The sequence below is a fragment of the Peribacillus sp. QJM3NY_7 genome (genome assembly GCF_056173225.1).
The window spans coordinates 2,858,470-2,881,578 of the sequence record NZ_CM149663.1 but is presented as its reverse complement, the minus strand read 5'-3'; the positions used below and the strand labels follow the sequence as shown (position 1 = coordinate 2,881,578).

General features: G+C 40.4%; 22 protein-coding genes. 17 read left to right on the top strand and 5 right to left on the bottom strand.

The window, feature by feature from the left end; genetic code table 11:
* The first annotated feature begins 41 nt into the window (after positions 1-41).
* From AC0VX1_RS13745 to AC0VX1_RS13710, 8 genes are all read left to right on the top strand, one after another.
* Positions 42-620, top strand: coding sequence for a GNAT family N-acetyltransferase (locus AC0VX1_RS13745; RefSeq protein ID WP_475467519.1), 579 nt, complete (start codon positions 42-44; stop codon positions 618-620).
* A gap of 155 nt (positions 621-775) precedes the next feature.
* Positions 776-1,210, top strand: coding sequence for a DMT family transporter (locus tag AC0VX1_RS13740; protein WP_413010037.1), 435 nt, complete (start codon positions 776-778; stop codon positions 1,208-1,210).
* 684 nt (positions 1,211-1,894) lie between these two features.
* Positions 1,895-3,529 (top strand): peptide ABC transporter substrate-binding protein, encoded by a 1,635-nt coding sequence (locus tag AC0VX1_RS13735; protein WP_413005037.1) that lies wholly within the window; start codon positions 1,895-1,897, stop codon positions 3,527-3,529.
* 133 nt (positions 3,530-3,662) lie between these two features.
* Positions 3,663-4,592 carry an ABC transporter permease gene (locus AC0VX1_RS13730; protein WP_034311122.1) on the top strand — a complete coding sequence of 310 codons (930 nt, stop codon included), beginning with the start codon at positions 3,663-3,665 and terminating at the stop codon, positions 4,590-4,592.
* Entirely contained in the window at positions 4,592-5,521 is a 930-nt protein-coding gene (locus AC0VX1_RS13725; RefSeq protein ID WP_076369602.1) for an ABC transporter permease, read from the top strand. Before AC0VX1_RS13730 ends, AC0VX1_RS13725 begins: the two co-directional genes overlap by 1 nt.
* Before the next feature lie 49 nt (positions 5,522-5,570).
* Positions 5,571-6,584: an ABC transporter ATP-binding protein gene (locus AC0VX1_RS13720; RefSeq protein WP_034307038.1), complete on the top strand. Its 1,014-nt coding sequence runs from the start codon at positions 5,571-5,573 to the stop codon at positions 6,582-6,584.
* A 13-nt stretch (positions 6,585-6,597) separates the two neighbouring features.
* A complete protein-coding gene (locus AC0VX1_RS13715) occupies positions 6,598-7,590 on the top strand; it encodes an ABC transporter ATP-binding protein (protein ID WP_048679436.1) in 993 nt (330 codons plus the stop codon).
* Positions 7,591-7,795: 205 nt separating this feature from the next.
* On the top strand, positions 7,796-8,650 hold the full coding sequence (locus AC0VX1_RS13710) for a crotonase/enoyl-CoA hydratase family protein (protein ID WP_197281826.1): 855 nt from the start codon (positions 7,796-7,798) through the stop codon (positions 8,648-8,650).
* A gap of 221 nt (positions 8,651-8,871) precedes the next feature.
* On the opposite strand, the gene AC0VX1_RS13705 is transcribed toward AC0VX1_RS13710, so the two are convergent.
* Together AC0VX1_RS13705 and AC0VX1_RS13700 are read right to left on the bottom strand one after the other, a co-directional pair.
* Positions 8,872-9,072, bottom strand: coding sequence for a cold-shock protein (locus AC0VX1_RS13705; RefSeq protein WP_029714163.1), 201 nt, complete (start codon positions 9,070-9,072; stop codon positions 8,872-8,874).
* A gap of 184 nt (positions 9,073-9,256) precedes the next feature.
* Positions 9,257-10,213 (bottom strand): D-2-hydroxyacid dehydrogenase, encoded by a 957-nt coding sequence (locus tag AC0VX1_RS13700; protein WP_475467515.1) that lies wholly within the window; start codon positions 10,211-10,213, stop codon positions 9,257-9,259.
* 121 nt (positions 10,214-10,334) lie between these two features.
* On the opposite strand from AC0VX1_RS13700, the gene AC0VX1_RS13695 reads away from it, so the two are divergent.
* The 5 genes from AC0VX1_RS13695 (at position 10,335) to AC0VX1_RS13675 (ending at position 15,758) form a co-directional block, all read left to right on the top strand.
* A complete protein-coding gene (locus AC0VX1_RS13695; protein ID WP_413024459.1) occupies positions 10,335-10,883 on the top strand; it encodes a GNAT family N-acetyltransferase in 549 nt (182 codons plus the stop codon).
* A gap of 212 nt (positions 10,884-11,095) precedes the next feature.
* Entirely contained in the window at positions 11,096-12,553 is a 1,458-nt protein-coding gene (locus AC0VX1_RS13690; protein ID WP_475467513.1) for a CoA-acylating methylmalonate-semialdehyde dehydrogenase, read from the top strand.
* 71 nt (positions 12,554-12,624) lie between these two features.
* Positions 12,625-13,965 carry an aspartate aminotransferase family protein gene (locus tag AC0VX1_RS13685; protein WP_239858218.1) on the top strand — a complete coding sequence of 447 codons (1,341 nt, stop codon included), beginning with the start codon at positions 12,625-12,627 and terminating at the stop codon, positions 13,963-13,965.
* A 286-nt stretch (positions 13,966-14,251) separates the two neighbouring features.
* Positions 14,252-14,866 (top strand): NUDIX hydrolase, encoded by a 615-nt coding sequence (locus tag AC0VX1_RS13680; protein WP_053535163.1) that lies wholly within the window; start codon positions 14,252-14,254, stop codon positions 14,864-14,866.
* A gap of 94 nt (positions 14,867-14,960) precedes the next feature.
* A complete protein-coding gene (locus tag AC0VX1_RS13675; RefSeq protein WP_413010025.1) occupies positions 14,961-15,758 on the top strand; it encodes an endonuclease I family protein in 798 nt (265 codons plus the stop codon).
* Positions 15,759-15,818: 60 nt separating this feature from the next.
* On the opposite strand, the gene AC0VX1_RS13670 is transcribed toward AC0VX1_RS13675, so the two are convergent.
* From AC0VX1_RS13670 to AC0VX1_RS13660, 3 genes are all read right to left on the bottom strand, one after another.
* Entirely contained in the window at positions 15,819-16,877 is a 1,059-nt protein-coding gene (locus AC0VX1_RS13670; RefSeq protein ID WP_413024462.1) for a lactonase family protein, read from the bottom strand.
* Between the two features lie 144 nt (positions 16,878-17,021).
* Complete coding sequence (gene ade / locus AC0VX1_RS13665; RefSeq protein WP_475467511.1) at positions 17,022-18,785, bottom strand: adenine deaminase; 1,764 nt, start codon at positions 18,783-18,785, stop codon at positions 17,022-17,024.
* Positions 18,786-18,809: 24 nt separating this feature from the next.
* Positions 18,810-19,262: a nucleoside deaminase gene (locus AC0VX1_RS13660; RefSeq protein WP_057277922.1), complete on the bottom strand. Its 453-nt coding sequence runs from the start codon at positions 19,260-19,262 to the stop codon at positions 18,810-18,812.
* Positions 19,263-19,509: 247 nt separating this feature from the next.
* Here AC0VX1_RS13660 and AC0VX1_RS13655 point away from each other — a divergent pair, with 247 nt between their 5' ends.
* The 4 genes from AC0VX1_RS13655 (at position 19,510) to AC0VX1_RS13640 (ending at position 23,104) form a co-directional block, all read left to right on the top strand.
* Positions 19,510-20,412 (top strand): AEC family transporter, encoded by a 903-nt coding sequence (locus AC0VX1_RS13655; protein WP_475467509.1) that lies wholly within the window; start codon positions 19,510-19,512, stop codon positions 20,410-20,412.
* A gap of 266 nt (positions 20,413-20,678) precedes the next feature.
* Positions 20,679-21,089 carry a hypothetical protein gene (locus tag AC0VX1_RS13650; RefSeq protein ID WP_475467507.1) on the top strand — a complete coding sequence of 137 codons (411 nt, stop codon included), beginning with the start codon at positions 20,679-20,681 and terminating at the stop codon, positions 21,087-21,089.
* 436 nt (positions 21,090-21,525) lie between these two features.
* The gene (locus tag AC0VX1_RS13645; protein WP_034307008.1) at positions 21,526-22,254 is read left to right on the top strand and encodes an amino acid ABC transporter ATP-binding protein; all 729 of its coding nucleotides are present in this window, start codon (positions 21,526-21,528) and stop codon (positions 22,252-22,254) included.
* A 22-nt stretch (positions 22,255-22,276) separates the two neighbouring features.
* Positions 22,277-23,104, top strand: a complete 828-nt coding sequence (locus tag AC0VX1_RS13640; RefSeq protein WP_475467505.1) for a transporter substrate-binding domain-containing protein — start codon at positions 22,277-22,279, stop codon at positions 23,102-23,104.
* Positions 23,105-23,109 lie beyond the last annotated feature (5 nt).

Genomic DNA, 23,109 nt, shown 5'->3' with positions numbered 1-23,109 from the left:
AGAATTAAGTAGACAGCTGAATATACGGGAGGGATTCTTCGATGTGGTTTAAGGAATTGGAAACAGAAAGACTGCATTTAATCGAAATAGGTCACCATCATGCCGAGAGTCTGTTTGAAATCCTCTCTAAAGATGAAGTGACCAAATATGATGGGATAGAAAGTTTAACTCTAGTAGAAGATGCCTGCCGCTTAATCGACTCGTTTAAAAGTGCTTATATAAACAAACGAGGGATGCGGTGGGGAGTCATTCTAAAGGATTCAGGCAAGTTCATCGGTACTGTTGGCCTGCATCAATTGAGCCTAGCCAACAAACGCACCGAAATAGGATATGAAATCCATCCTGAATATTGGAGGAAACACTTTACGTCTGAAGCTGTCAACGTAGTTTTGCGCTATTGCTTTGAGGAATTGAGACTAAACAGAATCGCCGCTTTAACTTTCAAGGATAATATTGCATCCAGAAACCTTCTGAAGAAATTTGGATTCAAAGAGGAAGGCAGCCTCAGAAGTTATCTATTTCTTCGTGACCAGTACCATGATGCCCTGGTATTTTCCTTGTTGAGTACGGAGTATTGCCAGTTAAGGCAACAAAGTGTTCAGGAATCATATAGATTTTAGTTTGGTATAGAAGATTGCAGCTGGCCCAAAGTGCCAGTTTTTTTATTTGCAGATGATTTTATATCAGTAAAGGACAATATACATATTTTTCATGTTAAAATGGTATGCGAATTCATTAATCAGTCCGGATGGACATAAAAAGGAGCAAAATCACTGTGAAGATATTATTTCCGTTGCTCGCGGTCCTGGGCGGAATCACCATTGCCATACAAGGACAAATCAATGGTGGATTAGGAAAAAAGGTGGGGGTAATTGAAGCTTCCTTCATTTCGTTTGGAATCGGGACTCTCGCTTTATTATTTATTGTTTTGTTTGCGGGAAATGGAAATATTTCTTCCATCGCGTCTGTACCCAAATGGCAATTAACAGGCGGGCTGTTAGGGGCTATTTATGTCATTGTGATCGTATTGGTCGTGCCTCGGATTGGAGTGGCACCGGCATTGGTCGGGGTTATAGCAGGCCAGATAATTATTGGGGCAGTCATTGACCATTTCGGTTTATTCGGAGGCGTTCGCATCCCATTGGATGCGAAAAAGGTGGCAGGAATTTGTTTACTTTTCGTGTCATTATATTTGTTTAATCATAAATGAAGAAGGGGCACTTTTCAATGAAATGACGGGTACATATAGGGGAATATTTCTATTCCCCTATAGTTAATGTCTATTATTTGGAGATTGATTAAAGAGAACTAAATATTTTAATCAAGTAATGCATTATTCTGCTAAAATATATTATTTGAGAGGGGATGGTTTGCTAGGAAAGTTGTCTTAGTAATCAACCTGATGTGAATTATTAGAATATTGAGAAATAAATAGACAAGAGAACCTATATGAATACTGATTTAGAAGGGTTTGTAAAAACACCTGGAAGTCGGAAGTCCTTTTAGGTGATCATTTCTATTTACCTAGTATCTAGATCGAATTGATTAGCAATTAATTACTATATTGTGAAAAAGTACTCACCGGTTTATTGATTTTTTGGTTTATTCGTAATATACTTAAAATTCAACATCTTTAATTCGAGGTATAGTATCCTTGGCGAGGTGAAAAAAAGGTGATTTTATACCTAGTAAACTGCATTAATTGCTTTTTTAGGTAGAAATTAAGATTTATGCAAACGGTTCGCTAATTGTTTTTGGTGAATTCCTGCAATGAATGCTTCTGCTTTTCCTCGCAATCATTATATGTACTATACGGAAGATTAATAGGTGTTAGAAGGATAATCTCTTAAATGGGAATATTCTAAGAAAGATTAAAGATGAGGGGGAATATTTTTTGAAAAAGTCTAAATTTTCAGTGCTTGCTCTTCTTATGGCCATCATGCTTATGCTTGCGGCATGCAACGGCGGTTCGAAGGAAACTTCGAATGAAAAAGAAGGGGGCTCGGGTGACTCATCCGGATCAAAAGTATTAAACGTAAACAATTCGAGTGAACCTGGTTCGCTTCACCCTGCAAATGCTCAAGGTACTCATGAATCATGGATCCTTGAACATACGTTTGAGGGACTGACAAAGAAAACAGAAGAGGGCAAAATCGTACCTGGTTCTGCTGAATCATGGGAAATCAGTGAAGATGGATTAACTTGGACATTCAAATTGAAAGATGGTTTGAAATGGTCAAATGGAGATCCGCTTACAGCCAATGACTTCGAATATGCTTGGAAATATGCTTTGAAACCGGAAACAGCTGCTGATTATGCTTACCAACTTTATTATCTTAAAGGCGGGGAAGCATACAACAGTAAGAAAGGGAAGGAAGAGGACGTAGGCGTTAAAGCGACAGACGATCATACATTAGTCGTTACTTTGGAACAGCCTACACCATATTTCCTTGACTTGACTTCTTTCTATACTTTCTATCCAATCGATAAAAAGGTACAGGAAGAAAATCCAAAATGGGCTCTGGATGCAAAAACACACGTTTCAAACGGTCCGTTCAAATTAACGGAGTGGAAACATAAAGAAAGCCTGAAAATCGAAAAGAATGAAAATTACTACGATAAAGATAAAATCAAATTGGATGCGGTTAACTTTGCTCTAATTGAAGATGAAAATACAGCATGGCAAATGTATCAGAGTGGCGAATTGGACCTCGCTTATCCACTGCCAGTGGATATTCAAGGTCAAATGGTCAATTCTGATGATAAAGAATTCAAAATGGGCAAAGAACTTGCCGTTTACTATTACAACTTTAATACAGAAGTGAAACCTTTCAATAATGCTAAAGTAAGGAAAGCGCTTTCAATGGCTATCGAGCGTCAAAAAATCACCGAAAATGTTGCTCAAGGCGGACAAAAGCCTGCTTTCGGCGTAGTCCCTCCGGGTATTCCTGATGCATCTGGAGATTTCCAGGAAAATACAGGTAACCTATTTAAGGAAGATGTTAAAGAAGCTAAGAAATTGTTAAAAGAAGGACTTGCTGAAGAAGGCATGAAAGAATTACCTGAGTTTTCAATTTTGTATAACACTTTAGATTCACACAAGAAAATTGCTGAAGCGGTTCAAGGAATGTGGCGTGATAACCTGGGTGTTGAAGTGACACTTGAAAATGCGGAATTCCAAGTTAAGCTTGACCGTGAAAAAGCTGGTGACTTTGAAATTTCCCGTGCAGGATGGGTTGGTGACTATGTTGACCCGATGACATTCATGCTTTGGGAAACGGACGGCGCCTATAATGATGCAGGTTGGTCAAACAAAGAATATGATAATTTATTAAAAGAAGCAAAATCTACAATGGATCCAAAAGAACGCATGGATGCTTTGCATAAAGCAGAGAAAGTCATGATTGACGAAATGCCGATCCTTCCGGTTTACTTCTATACTAAACCATATATGGTTAAATCGAATGTTACTGGAGTTTATGCTCCAATTAACGCTTATCCGAACTTTATTTACGCGGATAAAAAATAATAGAAGGATAATAGTGAAATGGGAGGTATGTCCGATTAAGGACATACCCCATTTTTCAATTGCGAATTTGAATATTTCATGCATTCATTTCCGTTTTCAACTTCTTAGAAAATCGATGATTGGGGTGATTACCATGTTGAGATATACATTAAACCGTTTTAAATGGGCGATTATTACTTTATGGGCTGTTATTACATTAACGTTCATCATAATGCATACGATTCCGGGAAATCCATTTGCAAAAGAAGGAGCCATGCCTCCTGCTGTATATGAAAACCTTCAAGTCCACTATGGATTGGACAAGCCGTTGTTGACCCAATATGGGAATTATTTATTGGAAGTCGTTCAATTTGATTTTGGTCCTTCATTGAAATCTTCATCCATTTCCGTGAATGATTACATTTTGAAGGGGTTTCCGGTGTCATTGCACTTAGGGGCACAAGCTTTGGTGATTGCCATCTTCTTTGGCCTCATTTTGGGTGTCGTGGCATCACTGAAAAGAAATAAATGGCCCGACTATTTATCAATGATCATTGCCATCGTAGGGATTTCCGTTCCTAACTTTATCCTGGCGACTATTTTAATTAATTATTTTGCAATTAAATGGAATATATTCCCTGTTGCTACATGGGCGACATGGCAGCATACCATTTTACCATCCATTGCCCTTTCCATGATGCCGCTTGCTTTCATCGCGAGACTGATGCGGACAAGCATGCTTGAAGTAATGGGGCAGGATTACATTTTGACAGCAAAAGCCAAAGGATTGAAACGGAGCGGTGTCATAATCAAACATGCGATTCGGAATGCGTTATTGCCGATTATCACGGTTCTGGGCATCCTTACGGCTAATATCGTGACAGGAAGCTTCATCATTGAACGTATTTTTGGTATTCCTGGCATGGGAGATATGTTCGTAAAGGGAATATCCAACAGGGACTACCCGGTGATTCTTGGTTCCACAATTGTGTATAGTGCAGTGCTTATTTTATTGATATTCATCGTTGATATAGCCTATACGTTGATTGATCCTAGAATTAAAGTGACGGGGGAGAAGAAATAATGGCAGATAAAGTGCATTTAACCGAAGATATGTTCCAACCCGCCGAAGGCAACTTTAAGGAAGCTGAAAAAATAGCAAGACCTACAGTTTCATATTGGTCTGACGTCTGGCGTCGATTTAAAGAAAATAAGCTGGCGATGACGGGGTTTATTCTTATAATCCTCTTGGTCTTGATGGCGATTTTTGGTCCGTACATTAACGGATATACTTATTATGGACAAGATTTCGAGAAAAAGAATCTTAGCCCAAATAGCGAGCATTGGTTTGGAACAGATTCATCAGGAAGGGATCTATTTACGCGAGCTTGGTACGGTGCAAGGATATCCTTGTTCATTGGATTGATGGCAGCGCTGATCGACTTTTTAATTGGTGTCCTTTATGGCGGGATTTCTGCCATTCGCGGTGGACGCACGGATAATATCATGATGCGTTTCGCTGAGGTGATCTATGCGATTCCATACCTATTGATGGTTATCTTAATGATGGTCGTATTAAAACCTGGTATTCTGCCGATCATCATTGCGATGTCGATTACGGGGTGGATTCCGATGGCGCGACTGGTACGGGGCCAGGTTTTACAACTGAAAGAGAATGAATATATCCATGCTGCAACAATCTCTGGAGCCAATACGAGCTGGACTTTAAGAAAACACATGATTCCAAATACAATGGGACCGATCCTTGTCAATTTAACGTTGACTGTACCTACTGCCATTTTTGCCGAAGCTACACTTAGCTTCTTGGGACTGGGAGTTCCGGCACCTCAGGCAAGCTGGGGAACATTGACAAGTGATGCACTGGGAAGCATTCTGGTAGGGAATTTCTATCAACTGTTAATCCCGGCAATATTGATTTCCTTAACGATGTTCGCGTTCAATGTGGCTGGTGACGGATTGCAGGATGCCTTAGATCCAAAACTACGGAAATAAATGAGTCCTAACATAATGATTTGATATTACTAGAATAGGAGGGACGATGATGGAGAACCTATTAGAAGTCAACGATTTACAAATCACCTTCCATACTTATGCAGGTAAAGTGCAAGCGGTTCGCGGTGTGAACTTTGGCGTGAAAAAGGGGGAAGCCGTTGCGATTGTTGGGGAGTCCGGATGCGGCAAAAGTGTTACAGCGAAATCTATCATGAGATTATTGGAAACACCCCCGGCAGAGTATGGAAAAGGGTCGATAAACTTTGGCGGTAAAGACCTTCTTAAAATGAGTGAAAAGGAAATGCAGAGGATTCGCGGGAATGAAATCAGCATGATTTTCCAGGATCCGATGACTTCGCTCAATCCAACGACAAAAATCGGCAGCCAGATCATGGAAGGAATTTTAAAGCATAATAAAAATATGTCCCGAAATGATGCATACGAACGGGCGCTGGAAACACTGAAACTAGTAGGTATTCCACAGCCGGAAAAAAGGATGCAGCAATATCCGCATGAGTTTTCAGGTGGTATGCGCCAAAGGGCAATGATAGCGATGGCCCTTGCTTGTGAACCGAAATTACTGATTGCCGATGAACCTACAACTGCATTGGATGTAACGATACAAGCGCAAATATTGGAACTGATGAAAGATATCCAACGAAGAATGGATACTTCCATCATTTTAATCACTCATGATTTAGGTGTGGTTGCGGAAACTTGTGAACGGGTAGTCGTCATGTATGCAGGCAAGGTTGTGGAGACGGGTACGGTAGAGGCAATATTTTCAAACCCGCAGCATCCTTATACAAGAGGTTTGCTTAAAACGGTGCCGAGGCTGGATATGGAAAAAACGGCTCCGTTGGTTCCAATTATCGGATCACCACCAGATTTATTGGATCCGCCAAAAGGATGCCCATTTTACCCAAGATGTGAATCAGCAATGAAAGTGTGCAAAGACCATGATCCGGAGCTTGAAGTAGTGGAAGAAGGTCAGACAGCCGCATGCTGGCTGCACCATCCGATGGCCAAGGCAGCACAGGTACAAGCACCGACTAACGTATAAAGGAGGAGAACCAATGGTTTCACTGAAAAATAAGGCCGTAAAAGAAAAGACATACAACGAAAATTCTCCTCTTGTTGAAATAAAGAATCTGAAGAAGCATTTTCCTATCGGTTCTCAATCGCTGAAAGCGGTAGATGGTTTGGATCTCAAAATCTATCCAGGGGAAACTGTCGGTCTTGTTGGGGAAAGCGGTTGCGGTAAGTCGACTGCAGGTCGTACAATCACTCGATTATATGAACCGACAGATGGAGAAGTTCTTTTTCAGGGGAAAAATATTTTCGATTACAAACCTGGGGAAATGTCACATATCCGCCGTGAAATACAAATGATTTTCCAAGATCCTTACGCATCCTTGAACCCAAGGATGAAGGTGGAGGAATTGATTGGGGAACCACTTGCCATTCATGGGATATCAAAAGGTAAAGAGCGAAGAAAACGGGTGGAAGACCTGTTAAAGCTGGTTGGTTTAAGTCCGGAACATATCACTCGTTTTCCGCATGAATTCAGTGGTGGACAACGGCAGCGTATTGGAATTGCAAGGGCATTGGCTTTAAATCCTAAATTCATCGTTTGTGATGAACCAATCTCTGCCTTGGATGTTTCGATACAGGCCCAAGTGGTCAACTTATTAAAAGAACTGCAAAAAGAAATGGGATTGACTTATTTATTCATCGCGCATGATTTATCGATGGTCAAGTATATTTCAGATCGCATTTTAGTCATGTACCTTGGAAGAATGATGGAACTTTCGGATAGTGATTCTTTAACGAAAGATCCGCTACACCCATACACACAGGCCTTGCTATCCGCAGTGCCGATACCAGACCCGACTATTAAACGGGAAAGGATCGTCCTTAAAGGTGATGTACCAAGTCCGATCAATCCGCCGAGCGGCTGTGTATTTCGGACGCGCTGCCCTAAGGCGATGGAGATATGCTCCAGTGCTGTACCTGAATGGAAAGAACAAAAACCAGGGCATTTCGTTGCTTGTCATTTATATTGGTAAACAAAAAAACCAGTTGCATTTGCGACTGGTCTTTTTTTACACATTTATGTAAAATATTTTTAGAATAGAAACGATTATCAAATTATTTATCAGCATGTCAAAATAAAAAACTAGGAATCTGAAATTAAAACATATAAAATGTAATTATATGTAAATATAAAATTCTGTTGAATGTTTCAATTTGTGAGAGAAGGAGGGACTGTTATTGTATTCCACGATAACTAGTGAGATTGTCGATCGTGTCATGATTGTTACTCTTAATCGTCCAGAGAGAATGAATGCTTTCAATGAAAAGATGTGTGAGGAGATGATTCGCGCTTTTAATGAAGCGGATGAAAATGATGACGTAAGAGCCGTCATATTAACTGGCGCTGGGGATGCTTTTTGTGCTGGAATGGATTTGGAAAAAGGTGCAGAAACGTTTATGGATCACACTCCTTTGGTTGAATATCGCGATGCAGGAGGAATGTTGTCATTACGGATTTTTGAGATGAAGAAACCTATGATAGCAGCCATTAATGGAGCGGCAGTCGGGATTGGGATAACAATGACTTTGCCCATGGACATTAGAATTGCTTCAACAGATGCAAAGATGGGTTTTGTATTTGCAAGGCGGGGGATAACGATGGAGGCATGCAGCGGCTGGTTCTTGCCTAGACTTGTCGGAATGGGCAAAGCTTCCGAATGGATTTTTACCGGCAGGATGATTACGGCCAGTGAAGCATATGAGGGGAGGCTGGTAAACAAGATCGTCGAGCCAGAAGAATTGATGTCTGCAGCAATGGAGATTGCGACAGACATTGCGGAAAATACATCTTCCGTCTCTGTGACGCTATCCCGGCAGTTAATGTGGTCCATGCTCGGTGCGAACCATCCTGTTGAATCACACAAAATAGAATCGAAAATGATTCATTGGACCGGAAAACAAGCTGATGCACTAGAAGGAATTGAGGCTTTTCTCGAAAAAAGGAAAGCCGATTTCAAAATGAAAAGCAGCACGGATATGCCTCCGTTTTATCCGTGGGGAACGGATCGAACATATGAAGCGGATAAGAAATGAATGAATGGTAAGGTCGATATCGAGGGCTTCGGAAGTGCTTGATAATTTTTACTTTTCGGATAAATTAGGGTTTCTTTTCTTAGTGTGTTATACTAGGTTTACCATTTACTAAACTTGTTTCATGTTCCCTATTCCCTGTGAATAGGGTTTTTTTATGATTGTTTTTTTGATCAAAAAAAACAGACCCTACAAGTAGGGTCCGTTATATATTGTATTTAAAATTATGCTTTTTGAACGTTAGTAGCTTGGGGTCCACGTTGACCTTGCTCAACTTCAAAAGTAACTTCTTGACCTTCGTCTAATGATTTGAATCCTTCGCTTTGGATAGCTGAGAAATGTACGAATACATCGTCTCCGTTTTCGCGTTCGATGAAGCCAAATCCTTTTTCTGCGTTAAACCATTTTACTTTACCTTGTTCCATTGTTGTTGCCTCCTAGTGTGAATCCACACATTGTGTTACTACCCTTGCTCAATCATTAGACGAAAAGTTTTTCACTTATCAATCTTCCCGAACAAAAATAATTCTTTTTAAATATAACAGATAATGTCGGAATCTGCAAGCTAACAAGGAAAGATTATTAATGTATACAGAAAATGAACAATTCTTAATACCCTTTTTTGTAATCAAGTAAATTTGTTGAAGGTGTTTTACCATTTAGATAGTCCTTTAAATTCGGCATGAAAATATCCTGAATTAGCCTTTGGTCGTAAAATTCCGTATTTCCGGATGTGTGCGGCGTGATGATTACGTTGTTCAACTCCCATAAAGGGCTATTCTCAGGAAGTGGCTCCGTTTCAAACACATCAAGACCAGCACCTGCAATATCTTTGTCCTTAAGCGCTTGAATCAATTCGTTTTGAATGACCAGGTTTCCCCTTCCTATATTAATGAAAAATGCGGAGCGCTTCATTAACTTGAATTCGTTTTTACCGAACATATTCCTTGTTTCTGGGGTCAATGGTAATGTCACGACAATATAATCACACCTAGGAAGAAGATCAATCAATTGTTTTTGTGTGAACATCTCATCTACGAATTCTTCTGATTTACCGGAATGGCGCATCCCTAATACGGTCATGCCAAAAGCCTTGGCAATTTTTGCGGTTTCCTTTCCGATTTTCCCGACACCGATGATTCCGATGGTCTTTTCATGAATTTCCTGCTTCATATGTGCGTGATGCCAGGTCCTTGTCTGCTGTTGCTTAATATATGTATCTACTTTTCTTGTTAAGGCAAGCATTAACGCGAAAATTGTCTCTGAAATGGGATACGCATGAACGCCGTTTGCAGTTGTAATCTGAACATTCTTTTTTTCTAAATTGTCCAGGGGTAAAGCATTCACTCCTGCACTCCATGTCTGGATCCATTTAACATCGCTCTCAGCAATCGATACAGACATTTCCGCTTTCCAGCCTGCGATGACTTCTGCATCGGCAATATGATCTCTCCATTTTTCCGGGGATCTCCCGGTGATAACAGTCCACTCGGGAATCAATTCTTGGATCTTCTGTAATAAGATTTCATTCAAATTTTGGCTTATTATGAGTTTTCTTTTTGACATAATTATCCTCCTGGATATTTTTTTCTGAATTATACGTAAATTTCGATAATATTTCAATTGGGAAGGCGATTGCTTACCAATCTTGCTATAATACTAATAATCAATGGAATGGGGTGTAATCATGAACGTGAAAGAGATATATGGACAGCTGCCTGCCCTGGAATCAAAACGATTGATCATGAGGAAAGTCACCATGAATGATGCCGAAGACATGTTCGCTTATGCATCCAAAAATGAAGTTTCCCGTTACGTCACCTGGGAAGCCCATCGTTCCCTAAGTGATACAAAAGATTTTATCCGATTTATACTTCAAAATTATGAGGATAAGAAAATCGCTCCATGGGGCATAGAACACAAGGAAAGCGGTAAGTTGATTGGTACCATTGATTTTGTTTCATGGCAGGTTGACCATCATCGTGCGGAAATAGGGTATGTGCTTGCACCAGAATATTGGGGGAGTGGCTTGATGACGGAGGCAGTCCAAAAGATAATCGCCTTTGGCTTCGAAAATATGAACCTAGTTCGAATACAAGCAAGGTGCTTCGTTGAAAATTCAGGTTCAGAGCGAGTCATGCAAAAGGCTGGTATGTCTTTTGAGGGAATCATCAGAAAAGGAATGTTCGTCAAGGGGAAGCATCAAGATCTAAAGCTATATTCCATTATAAAATGATGGCCGCGTAGTCAGCTGATTAAAGGGAAAGTATGAAAAATATACATCGTTTGCGAAATCGTGAATTTCTGTTGTTGATTATGGTGGAAAGCCAGAAACAAACAATATGTGCAAATATTGAATCAAAAACTATACAAAACGTCTAATGTAAAAAGTCGTTTTGAAAAATATAATGAAACTATGAAATCGTGTTGAAATGGAGGGTTTATTTAATGACAGTTATCAATGAAGTAGAAACGTTGAAAAATTATATCGGTGGCAAATGGGTTGATTCCACAACTTCGAAACATGAACAAGTGCCAAACCCGGCAACAGGAGAAGCATTGGCAATCGTACCCCTTTCAACAAAGGAAGATGTAAACCAAGCGGTGGAGGTTGCTAAAAAGGCGTATAAAGAATGGAAAAAGGTCGCCGTTCCAAAAAGAGCTCGCTTCTTATTCCGTTACCAGCAATTACTGATTGAACACTGGGATGAGCTTGCAAAGCTGGTCACTATGGAAAACGGAAAAAGCTATACAGAAGCATATGGTGAGGTTCAGCGCGGGATTGAATGCGTGGAGTTCGCAGCAGGTGCCCCTACCTTGATGATGGGAAGTCAGCTTCCTGATATTTCCCCAGGCATTGAATCTGGCATGTATCGTTATCCAATGGGTGTCGTTGCCGGGATTACGCCGTTTAATTTCCCGATGATGGTGCCATGTTGGATGTTCCCGCTGGCAATAGCTTGTGGAAATACGTTTATCTTAAAACCTTCAGAACGGACACCGCTTTTGGCCAACCGTCTCGTGGAATTATTGACAGAAGCCGGTGTTCCGGATGGTGTTGTCAATATTGTCCATGGTGCCCACGATGTCGTGAATGGGATTTTGGAGCATGAAGACATTAAAGCGGTATCATTTGTGGGATCCCAGCCTGTCGCAGAGTATGTATACAAAACGGCAGCTGCCAATAAAAAACGTGTCCAGGCTTTATCGGGTGCGAAAAATCATTCGATCGTCATGCCTGATGCAGATTTGGATAATGCCGTAACGAACATAACGAATGCAGCTTTCGGATCTGCAGGCGAGCGCTGCATGGCTGCGTCAGTGGTTGTTGCGGTGGGAGAAGTGGGAGATACGCTCGTTGAGAAATTAAAGGCTGCAGCGGACAACATCAAGATTGGAAATGGAATGGATAAGGACGTTTTCCTGGGACCTGTAATCCGTGATACTCATAAAAAAAGAACAGAAAAATATATTGAAATCGGGGAAAAAGAAGGAGCTGTCCTCCTTCGTGATGGCAGGAATGAAGGCGATCAGGAAAAAGGCTATTACGTTGGACCGACATTATTTGATCATGTAAAAACAAACATGAAAATATGGAGTGATGAAATTTTTGCTCCTGTCTTATCCATAGTACGAGTTAATACTCTTGAAGAAGCAATTGAATTGACCAATCAATCCGAATTTGCCAATGGTGCCTGCCTCTATACGGATAGTGCAAAAGCCATCCGGGAATTTCGCGAAGAAATTGATGCAGGGATGCTTGGCATTAACCTTGGGGTACCCGCGCCAATGGCATTCTTTCCATTTTCCGGATATAAAAGTTCGTTTTATGGGGACCTTCATGCCAATGGGAAAGACGGCGTGGAATTTTATACCAGAAAGAAAATGTTAACGGCAAGATACTGATAGGAAAAAGGGGGTCGGCGCAATTTGTGGTCGGCCTTCCTTTATACATTATTTTAGGAGGAGTGTAGCTTATGCAGGTTGAAAAACAGGGTCAGGATCTTAAAGCGATGGATGGTAAATATGTGTGGCATCATATGAAAGGGGCTGAACCCACCCCTGGTGCAATGGTGATTAAAAACGGGCAAGGAGCATGGATTACGGATGTTGATGGGAATCGCTTCCTGGATGGGATGTCTGGTTTATGGTGTGTCAACGTCGGTTATGGCCGCACGGAACTGGCTGAAGCAGCTTACGAGCAGCTGAAGGAACTTCCATATGCCCCTTTAACGAATAGCCACATCCCGGCTATTAAGCTAGCGGAGAAATTAAATGAATGGCTTGGTGGGGATTATGTGATTTTCTTCTCTAACAGCGGTTCAGAAGCCAATGAGGCGGCCTTTAAAATTGCGCGGCAGTATCATCAGCAAAAGGGTGAACATGGACGCTATAAATTCATTTCTCGTTATCGCGGCTATCATGGCAATTCAATGGGAGCCCTGTCAGCTACCGGGCAGGCACAGCGAAAATATAAATACGAACCTCTCGCCCCAGGGTTTCTTCATGTATCACCGCCAGATTCTTACCGAAATCCAGAGGATGAAAGCGGTGAAAAAAGTGCAGCGGAAATTGAACGTACCATTACATGGGAGCTGAGCGAAACGGTGGCTGCGGTCATCATGGAACCAATCATCACCGGGGGCGGAATTTTGATGCCGCCCGATGGATATATGAAACGTGTCAAAGAAATTTGTGAGAAAAATGGTGTCCTTCTCATTTCGGATGAGGTCATTTGCGGGTTTGGCCGAACTGGTAAGAAATTCGGATTTATGAACTATGATGTAAAACCAGACATCATAACAATGGCTAAAGGGATCACGAGCGCTTATTTGCCATTATCCGCTACTGCCGTCAAACGTGAAATTTATGAAGCGTATATTGGCTCAGACGTTTATGACCGCTTTCGGCATGTAAATACATTTGGCGGCAATCCTGCTGCCTGTGCTGTCGCTTTGAAGAATATTGAAATATATGAAAATGAAAAACTAATTGAACGGTCCAAGGAGTTAGGGCTACGCTTTCTGCAAGAGTTTGAAGAAATCAAATCTCATCCCAATGTTGGGGATGTACGCGGGAAAGGTTTGTTGGTAGGCATTGAACTAGTGGAAGATAAACTGACAAAACAGCCGATCGAACTTTCCAAAATCAATAAAGTCATTGCTTCATGTAAAGAAAAGGGGCTGATCATAGGGAAAAATGGCGATACAGTAGCAGGTTTCAATAATATCCTGACTCTTGCTCCCCCGCTTAGTATAACTGAAGAGGATTTCGCATTCATCATAGCGACGGTAAAGCGAACGTTAGCTGAACTATGAAAATAAAATGAAAAAACTGAATATTCGACAATTTCATGCATGTGCCTGTTGATACACATAACTTACTTTTTAATGAGGCTGATACGTTAGTTTTAGCACCGTTCGGAACTTTGAACGGTGCTTTTGTCTATGATCAAGGAAGAATAAGAGGTAAAGGAATCTAGTGGAAATTAAAGGCGATATTTTGGAATCGTTTTCCTTGCTTAGTTATAGCGGATGTTCGAAAATGGAATGATAAGGAGTAGTGATAGAATATCTATATTATCCGGCAGAAGAGGTGAGGGACATGAATAATGAAGATATAACAAAAAAATTAACATTACATATCCCTGAAATTTTAGGGAGTGGGAATTTTTCAAAGTATGCTGTATTGGTACCGCTAATAGAGAAAGAAGATGGAATTCATGTTCTTTTCGAAGAGCGTTCGCACAAACTGAGGAGGCAGCCGGGGGATATATGTTTTCCGGGCGGGAAAATAGACAAGCTGGATCATGATGAACAGGCTGCTGCCCTAAGGGAAACATATGAGGAACTTAATTTGCGAAAAGAAGATATCGAAAACGTCTTTCCAATCGATTATTTGGTATCTCCATTCGGGATGATTGTCTATCCTTATGCAGGATTTGTTCGTAACCATCAACGGATAATACCTAATCCAGCTGAGGTAGAAACCATTTTTACGGTCCCGCTTTCCTTTTTCATGGAAAAACCGCCAGAAATTTATCATGTGGAATATAAAGTGGAACCGCATGCAAACTTCCCCCATGATTTAGTCGTTGGCGGGGAGAATTATAAATGGCAGCCAAAACAGATGGAAGAGTATTTTTACTTATATAATGGTCGGGTAATCTGGGGAATGACAGCGAAAATCCTTACCCATTTTATTGAAATTCTTCGTTAGACCCTTCTAAAGCACCTTTTTTTTTCGGTCTATTTCTATTAAACTTTAATTATGGTAAAAGTTAGATTTTTAATAGAAGCGGGGGGATGAGTGGATGAAGTATAGTTTTGAAGTACTTGAAAAAGAACGGGAAATGGCAATGGCTGCACTAGTCAACTTTAATGAAAACCGCGAATACTATGATGAAACCAAAGATCAGGAACTTAAGCTGGCATACTACAAAGATGGTTCCTTGGACCGGGAAGGATTGAAGGACCTACTTGTGGCAACCCATAAAAACCAGCTGAACTACTCACCGCATCGTCATGTTTACCCATGGGTGGACTTACAGGAAGATGGCCAGCTGAAAAGTTTGTATTCCGGTAAAGGGATGGATCCTGCACAAGTGATTGAGGAAGATATCCGTATACTGGAAGTGTTGTCAAGAGGTATTGAATCAACAAATTCGGAGAATATTCTCGTTAATTGTGAACATGTAGTACCTCAATCATGGTTCGATAAAAAAGAACCGATGAGGGGGGATTTGCATCATCTGTTCGCCTGTGAACCAACGTGTAATAGCAGCCGGAGTAACTATCCATACCATGATTTTGAGGATTATATCCCTGAAAGAACGGCTGCCGGTATAAAAGCGGGTTGCGGGAAAACGGACGAAAGTAAATTCGAGCCCGAATACGGAAAAGGGATCGTGGCGAGGGCAACTTTGTATTTTTTACTCAGATATGAGGGAATCATCGATAGCGGCAATATCGATCTTTCACTGCTTTTGGAATGGCATCGGCTTTTTCCCGTCAGCACTTATGAAAAACATAGAAACCTCGCTATACATGAAATGCAGGGTAATCGTAACCCATATATAGATTTTCCCGAAATGGCAGAGAATTGGAATTAAATTAGGGCATAAAAAGAGGATTGAAGCGCAGCGAAAGCTTCAATCCTCTTTTATTATGGATTATAAGAATTTTACGCAAACAGGGAAAGGAACTTGAACATCCTTTTGCAATAATGTTAATTTTCCGTCATGTTCATTCCGGGCATATAGTGTCAAGTTTCCTGATTGTTCATTAGAAGCAATCAGAAATTTTCCGCTAGGGTCCAATGAAAAATCACGCGGCCAATGTCCTTCGGTGGAAACCAGCTGCACGAATGCCAGTTTGCCTGTTTCTTGATTGGTTTCGTAAACGGCAACACTATCATGACCGCGGTTTGCGGCATATATGAATCGCCCGTCATCAGAAATATGAATGGCGCTTCCTTGGTTATTTTCCTTGAAATCTTCAGGGACGGTCCGTACCGTTTGCAATTCAGAAAAACTACCGGTTTGACTATCGAAGCTCAAAACAATGACTTCAGGTACAAGTTCTGCCATGACATACGCAAATTTACCGTTTGGGTGGAAGGTCAGATGCCGTGGTCCGCTGCCGGGAGCAACAGATAAGCTGTTTACTTCTTCCAAAACCCCATTATGTAGTTTATAGGTTATTACTTTATCTATTCCGAGGTCGACAACAGCAATGAACCTTTCATCCGGCGTGAAACCAGCGAAGTGAGTGTGTGCTTTTTCCTGACGTTCTTCATTCGGTCCATGCCCTTCATGTTGAACAGTTGATGATACAGGCAAAGGGGTCGCATCGTCATGAAGCGGATATGATTCAATCACGCCTTCTCCATAACTGGAAGTGACCAAAACCTGTTTCTTGCTGTCGACACTTATATGGCAGGAAGAGCCATTTGGTGTAAGTTGTTTGCCTAAGAAGGTAAGCTCACCTGAATCTTCATTAATCGAATAGGCTGAAACCCCACCGCTGCCCGCTTCTTTAAAAATGGCGTAGAGATTCTTTTTGTCCTGGCTGATGGCGACATAAGTCGGATCGGTCAATTCTGCTGCAAGTACCGGTGTACTGAGCTTTCCTTCTGCTGTATCTAAAGTAAATCGGTAAATACCTTCGCTGTTTCCTTTTGTGTAAGTGCCTATGTATCCAATGATGTTCTGTTGATTATGTTTTGCCATATTTATCTCCTCCAAGAAAGAATTGTGTTTATTTTTATTTTAACATAGATGATGCGCATATATCCTTTTCCCATTTTATGTTGAGTCGGAACCTTTTTCTTTTAGAATTTTTTTGGGTGATATGAAAAAAACCCGCCTAGCGGGTTAATTTAAATCGACTGGCTTTGAAGCTTCGATGGGTATATGCCTAAACTCAGAAACGGAAAATAAACCCTGATCCGTCAGTTTGATTTCAGGGATGACTGGTAGCGCCAAGAAGGCAAGTGTAAGAAAAGGGTTGAAATGCCTGTTAGCACCGAGTTTCAATAAGGCTTCATCGATGTGCTTCAATGAATGGACCACATCCATATAATTGCATTCACTCATCAATCCAGCTATTGGAAGGGGAAGGGAAGCTAGTATTTCCCCATTTTGGATTACAGTCAATCCACCCTGCATTTTTTTGATTTCCTTAGCTGCCAGAAGCATATCCTGGTCATTCGTTCCGGCAATGATCAAATTATGTGAATCATGGGCTACTGTCGTGGCAATGGCTCCTGATTTCAACCCGAGCCCTTTGACGATTCCCAGGCCGACTTGTTTGGTCATATGATGCCGTTCAATAACAGCAAGTTTTAAATGATCAACATGTTCGGAGAACTGAAATAGACCATCATGATTAAGTGTGACCGGTTCAATCGAATGCTTTGTAATCAAGCTGTTTGGAGTTATCTCAATAATATTAGCGAACTCATTTTTAAAAGGTATCGCGAAATCATCTCCGGTTATTTCATGAAATTGAACAGAGTGCTTCAACCCGTCGATAATAACCTGTTTCTCATCAGCTGGATAGTTAAGCAATCGATTATTTTGTACCATAAGCTTTCCATCTTTGAAGACCGAATGGAGGATGACTGAATCAAGATCATCCAGCAGTAGGAAGTCTGCCTTGTATCCAGGTGCAATTGCACCATGTTCCTTTAATCCAAAGCATTCTGCTGCATTAATGGTCGCCATTTGAATGGCGGTAATTGGCGGGACACCTGTTTCTATGGAAAGTCGAACGTTGTGATCGATACTTCCTTCAGAAACTATATCATCTAGGTGCCGGTCATCGGTGACGAATAAACAACGGCGGGAGTTCTTCTCATTAATAACTGGAATCAGGTTAATTAAGTCTTTGGCGACGGTGCCTTCCCTGATCATAAGATACATTCCTTTACGCAGTCTTTCTTTTGCCTCTTCCGCTGTAGTGCATTCATGATCCGTTTTAATGCCTGCACTTAGATAAACATCGAGCTGTTGTTCGGATAATCCAGCTGCATGACCATCGATGCTTTTGCCCAGTCTGTTTGCATCGTATATTTTTTGCAGCATATCTTCATCTGTATGTGAAACGGCAGGGAAATTCATTACTTCGGCTAAACCAAGCACTCTCGGGTTTTGATAAAAGGAAATTAAATCTTCACTTCTTAAGACAGCACCAGAATGTTCAAACTCCGTAGCAGGTACACAAGAGGGCATCATGAAGTAAAAATCAAAAGGAAGTTGATCTGATTGTTCAATCATATATTCCATGCCCTTTTTGCCAGAAACATTGGCAATTTCATGAGGATCTGCAACGATGCAGGTCACACCATGTAAAAGGAGGATTTTTGCAAGTTCATAAGGCCTGACCATCGATGATTCTATATGAACATGGCCATCAATGAAGGAAGGGCATATGAATTTTCCTGAAGCATCGATTTCCGTAGTACCCTCATAATGCCCAATTCCAGCAAAATAACCATCGGCGATCGCAATGTCGCCAGTATAGATATCACCATTGAATACATCTATGATTTGCCCGTTCTTAATGACGCAATCTGCAGGTGTTCTTCCTGATGCCACGTCAATTCTCCTTTTAAGTAAGTTTTTTTTCATATTCATAACCCCTTTGGCCATAAAAACCAGTTAATATTTCACTTTTTCCGTATTGGTTTCCCATGTTCGGAATGGTAAATCATGGTCATTAAAAGACAATTGTTTCATTTTAATTGTGCGGTTTTCCATTGGCAGGGCAAGTTCTTGGTAGATAAAGTGATCATCAAAGCCAATAACTGCAGCGTCTTCTTTAGTGCATGCGTAATAAATGGCTTTTGGACGTGCCCAATAAATAGCACCGATGCACATGGGGCATGGCTCGCAGCTAGTGTAAATTTCACAATCTGTAAGCTGGAAGCTGTCGAGATTCCTGCATGCATCACGAATCGCCTGTACCTCGGCGTGAGCAGTAGGATCGTTGGCCGTTGTCACATTATTACATCCTCTGCCCACGACTTTGCCATCTTTTACGATTATAGCACCAAAAGGACCTCCGTTCTTAGCCAGTACATTTTCATTTGCAAGCCGAACAGCCATTTCCATGAATTTTACATCCACTAAAAAAACACCCCTTCATATATTAATAACTAAAAAGTGTTAATGTTACGTTTTTTAACGTAAATATAATAAACAATATACCATATGTCTGGGGAAACAGAATATCGTTTTCTGAAAATAAAGAAAAATCAATTTATTACGTGCAATCGAAAGGATTTAAAAGAATTTTTACAAATAATTATAAAACTGATATTGTTAGAAGAAAATCATTAGAATTATGAAGGTGATATGCATGGGTTTTTTGGGAGTTCTATTACCGATATTCGGTATATTTGTTTTAGGTTTCATTGGTCAGAAAAAGTTTAATCTTGATACAAAATCGATTTCCACGATGGCATTATATTTAATGTCACCTTTTCTCGTGTTCCGGACTTTTTATTCCGCAGAATTTACGATTAATTATTTTTACCTGTTCTTATTCACGATAGTACTTTGCCTTTCTCTCATACTGGTAGTCTACATTATATCTTTTTTTCGCAATTATACAGTCACTGAAACAAGCGGCATGATATTGGCATCGGCATTCATGAATAACGGGAATTACGGTACACCCGTCATTTTCCTGTTATTCGGAGCCGCAGGACTCGATTATGCAATCATCCTTATGGTGGGACAGCAGTTAGTGATGTGCACGATCGGCATTTATTTTGCAGCAAAGGGCAGTCCTGAAGGAAACGGAGTTCATACAGCAATTAAAGCGGTATGTCGAATGCCAATTGTATATGGAGCTATTGCAGGAACAGCCTTTCAGTTCGTGAACATACCTTTAAGCAATTCGGTTATGGAAGCTATTAATCTTGTTGCAAACGCAGCGATCCCGACAATCATGATTACACTGGGAATGCAGCTGGCCAACATTTCCCTGAAAAAAATTGCCTATCGAAAGCTATCAGTTTCGCTACTCCTTAAACTTGCCGTTTCACCAGCAATTGCCTTCCTGTTATCACTTGCCTTGCCAGTGGGTGAAATGGTCAGGCATATCATGATCATCGTAGCTGCCATGCCAACGGCGGCCAACACTACAATGTATGCGCTCCAATTCAATACGGAGCCTGAATTCGTTTCAAGTGCTACATTCATCAGTACATCTTTAAGCCTGATTACGCTTCCCATCATCTTTTTCTTTGTATTATAGAAGATTATGATTCTAATTATGTGGGCAAACTTATTTTAAACACGAATCGGACGTTTCCTATCCAATAAACGAGATCCGGCCTAATTATAGGCATTGCCCTTGATGACCAAATCTTGGGCTGGGTACCCATTGCGGTACATGAACTTATGGCCTTTATTTAGGTGTTGATGAAAAAATGATTTCAACAATTTCATTTTAATATTAAAGAGTAGCTTATTAAACTGGCGTTTGGTATGTTAATGCCAGTATTTGATTGGAGGGGTTTTGTGTTCCAGACTAAAATTAAATTGATTAATCCTGGAAAGATTGATGCCATACTAAAGGAAATCGTCCTGAAAACCTTTGAAGAAGCACTGGAAGAAAAACTCTTGCTATGCATGGAGTGCGGAGATGTCGATTTTTATATCGCGTATTCAAATAATGAGGAACTTCAAGATGCGATTAATGAAAACTTTGAACTTGATGAATGTGGTGAAATCATGAAAATAGATGAACATCAGGAACTTATGGATGATTTATACGATTATTTCTTGATCATACATAAGGAAAGTGATTTGTTTGATTTTTTTCCAGCAGGTCCATATACCCACAATGGGGAAATTCATGAATCAGATACGGATATGCTGGCGCCAAGGGGTTTGTATTCAGCACCATTTGAAGATGCGATAATGGAATAATACGAAAAGACAGCAAATGCTGTCTTTTTATATTATTAAAAGCGTATTCAGCTTTCGGGAAATAAATGATTTTTATAAAAAGAGGGAATTTTTCCAAGGGGAAATAAGTTAAAATTTAACATTTATATGGAATATAGCAATAATATCATGAAATATGATAACGTTTTTAACAATTTAAAGTTTATATGGTAATTTTAAGAAAAATTATATATAATAAAAAGTGTGAATATTGAATATATTATTTAAATTACTAGTTTAAAATAACAATAAAAATGGTCGCTTCCCTAACACTATCGAAATATTGGGAAATAATATTGGAAGAAAGGATTATACATAAGATATGAATCGAGTTAAGAGAATGTTATAGTACGTTTTTATAATTCTGATTATTATAAATATTCAGTTTCGAAGATTGATTATGGGTGGGGTGCTAATTATGATAGTTTTTGACCGAGTGAATAAGTATTATGGCGATTTCCATGTATTGAAAGAAATTAATTTAACAATCAAGAAAGGGGAAGTGGTAGTGGTCATCGGACCTTCCGGATCAGGAAAAAGTACACTGCTTCGATGCATTAATCGTCTAGAGACCATTTCGCAAGGATCCCTTTCAATAAATGGTTTGAATGTAGCGGATAAAAAGACGGACATTAACAAACTCCGTCGGAATATCGGTATGGTTTTCCAGCATTTTCACTTGTATCCCCATAAAACCGTGCTCGAGAATATCATGCTTGCTCCCAGGAAGGTCTTGGGACAATCCGAAGAGGAAGCAAAAAAGATTGCACTGAAGTATTTGGACAAAGTGGGGATTGGAGATAAAGCAAATTCATTTCCTTCCCAGCTTTCAGGTGGACAGCAGCAACGGGTAGCGATTGCCAGAGGTTTGGCAATGGGACCGGAAATCATGCTTTTTGATGAACCTACCTCAGCCTTGGATCCGGAAATGATTGGCGAGGTACTGGATGTTATGAAAGCACTTGCCCATGAAGGAATGACGATGGTGGTTGTTACGCACGAAATGGGATTTGCCCGTGAAGTGGCGGATCGAATCGTATTCATGGACGAAGGCAGGGTTTTAGAAGAGGCAACTCCGGCTGAGTTTTACGCCAATCCTCGTGAAGAGAGGGCTCGTTTATTCCTTAGCCGTATATTAAATCATTAAATAAAAAACAGGGGTGAATTACATGTTGAAGAAAAAGAAATGGTTAAAATTATCTTTGCTATCATTACTGGCAGTCATTTTATTAGCTGGTTGCAGCGGGGGGAATGATACCGACAAAGCTGAAGAGGGTGGAGGTAAAGGCAAAGAAAAAGATGTTCTAGCACAAGTGAAGGAAAAGGATAAGATCGTTTTTGGGGTGAAAAATGATACAAGGCTATTCGGTTTGAAGAATCCTAGTACTGGAGAGGTAGAAGGCTTTGATATTGATATTGCCAAAGCTCTTGCAGCAGAAATCCTTGGTGATGAGAATAAAGTTGAATTTAAAGAAGTGACTTCTAAAACTAGGATGGCCTTATTGAATAATGGTGATATCGACGCAATTGTAGCAACTATGACAATCACGGAAGATCGTAAAAAAGAAGTTGACTTCACTGATGTTTACTTCGACGCGGGACAATCTTTGTTAGTCAAAAAGGGCAGCGATATCAAGGGTATTGATAGTTTGAAAGGGAAAAAGGTATTGGCTGTCAAGGGCTCTACTTCTTCCATAAATATCCGTGAAAAAGCTCCTGAAGCACAAGTGCTGGAATTTGAAAACTATTCCGAAGCGTTCGCTGCACTTAAATCCGGACAAGGGGATGCATTGACAACGGATGATTCCATCCTTTATGGAATGGCAGATGAAGATCCAAGCTATGAGCTTGTTGGCGGTACATTTACCGAAGAGCCTTATGGAATTGCCGTAAAAAAAGGGAATTCTGAATTTGTGGAAGAGTTGAATAAAGCCCTTAAGTCACTTAAAAATTCAGGCAAGTACGACGAAATCCATGATAAATGGATTAAACACTAAACATT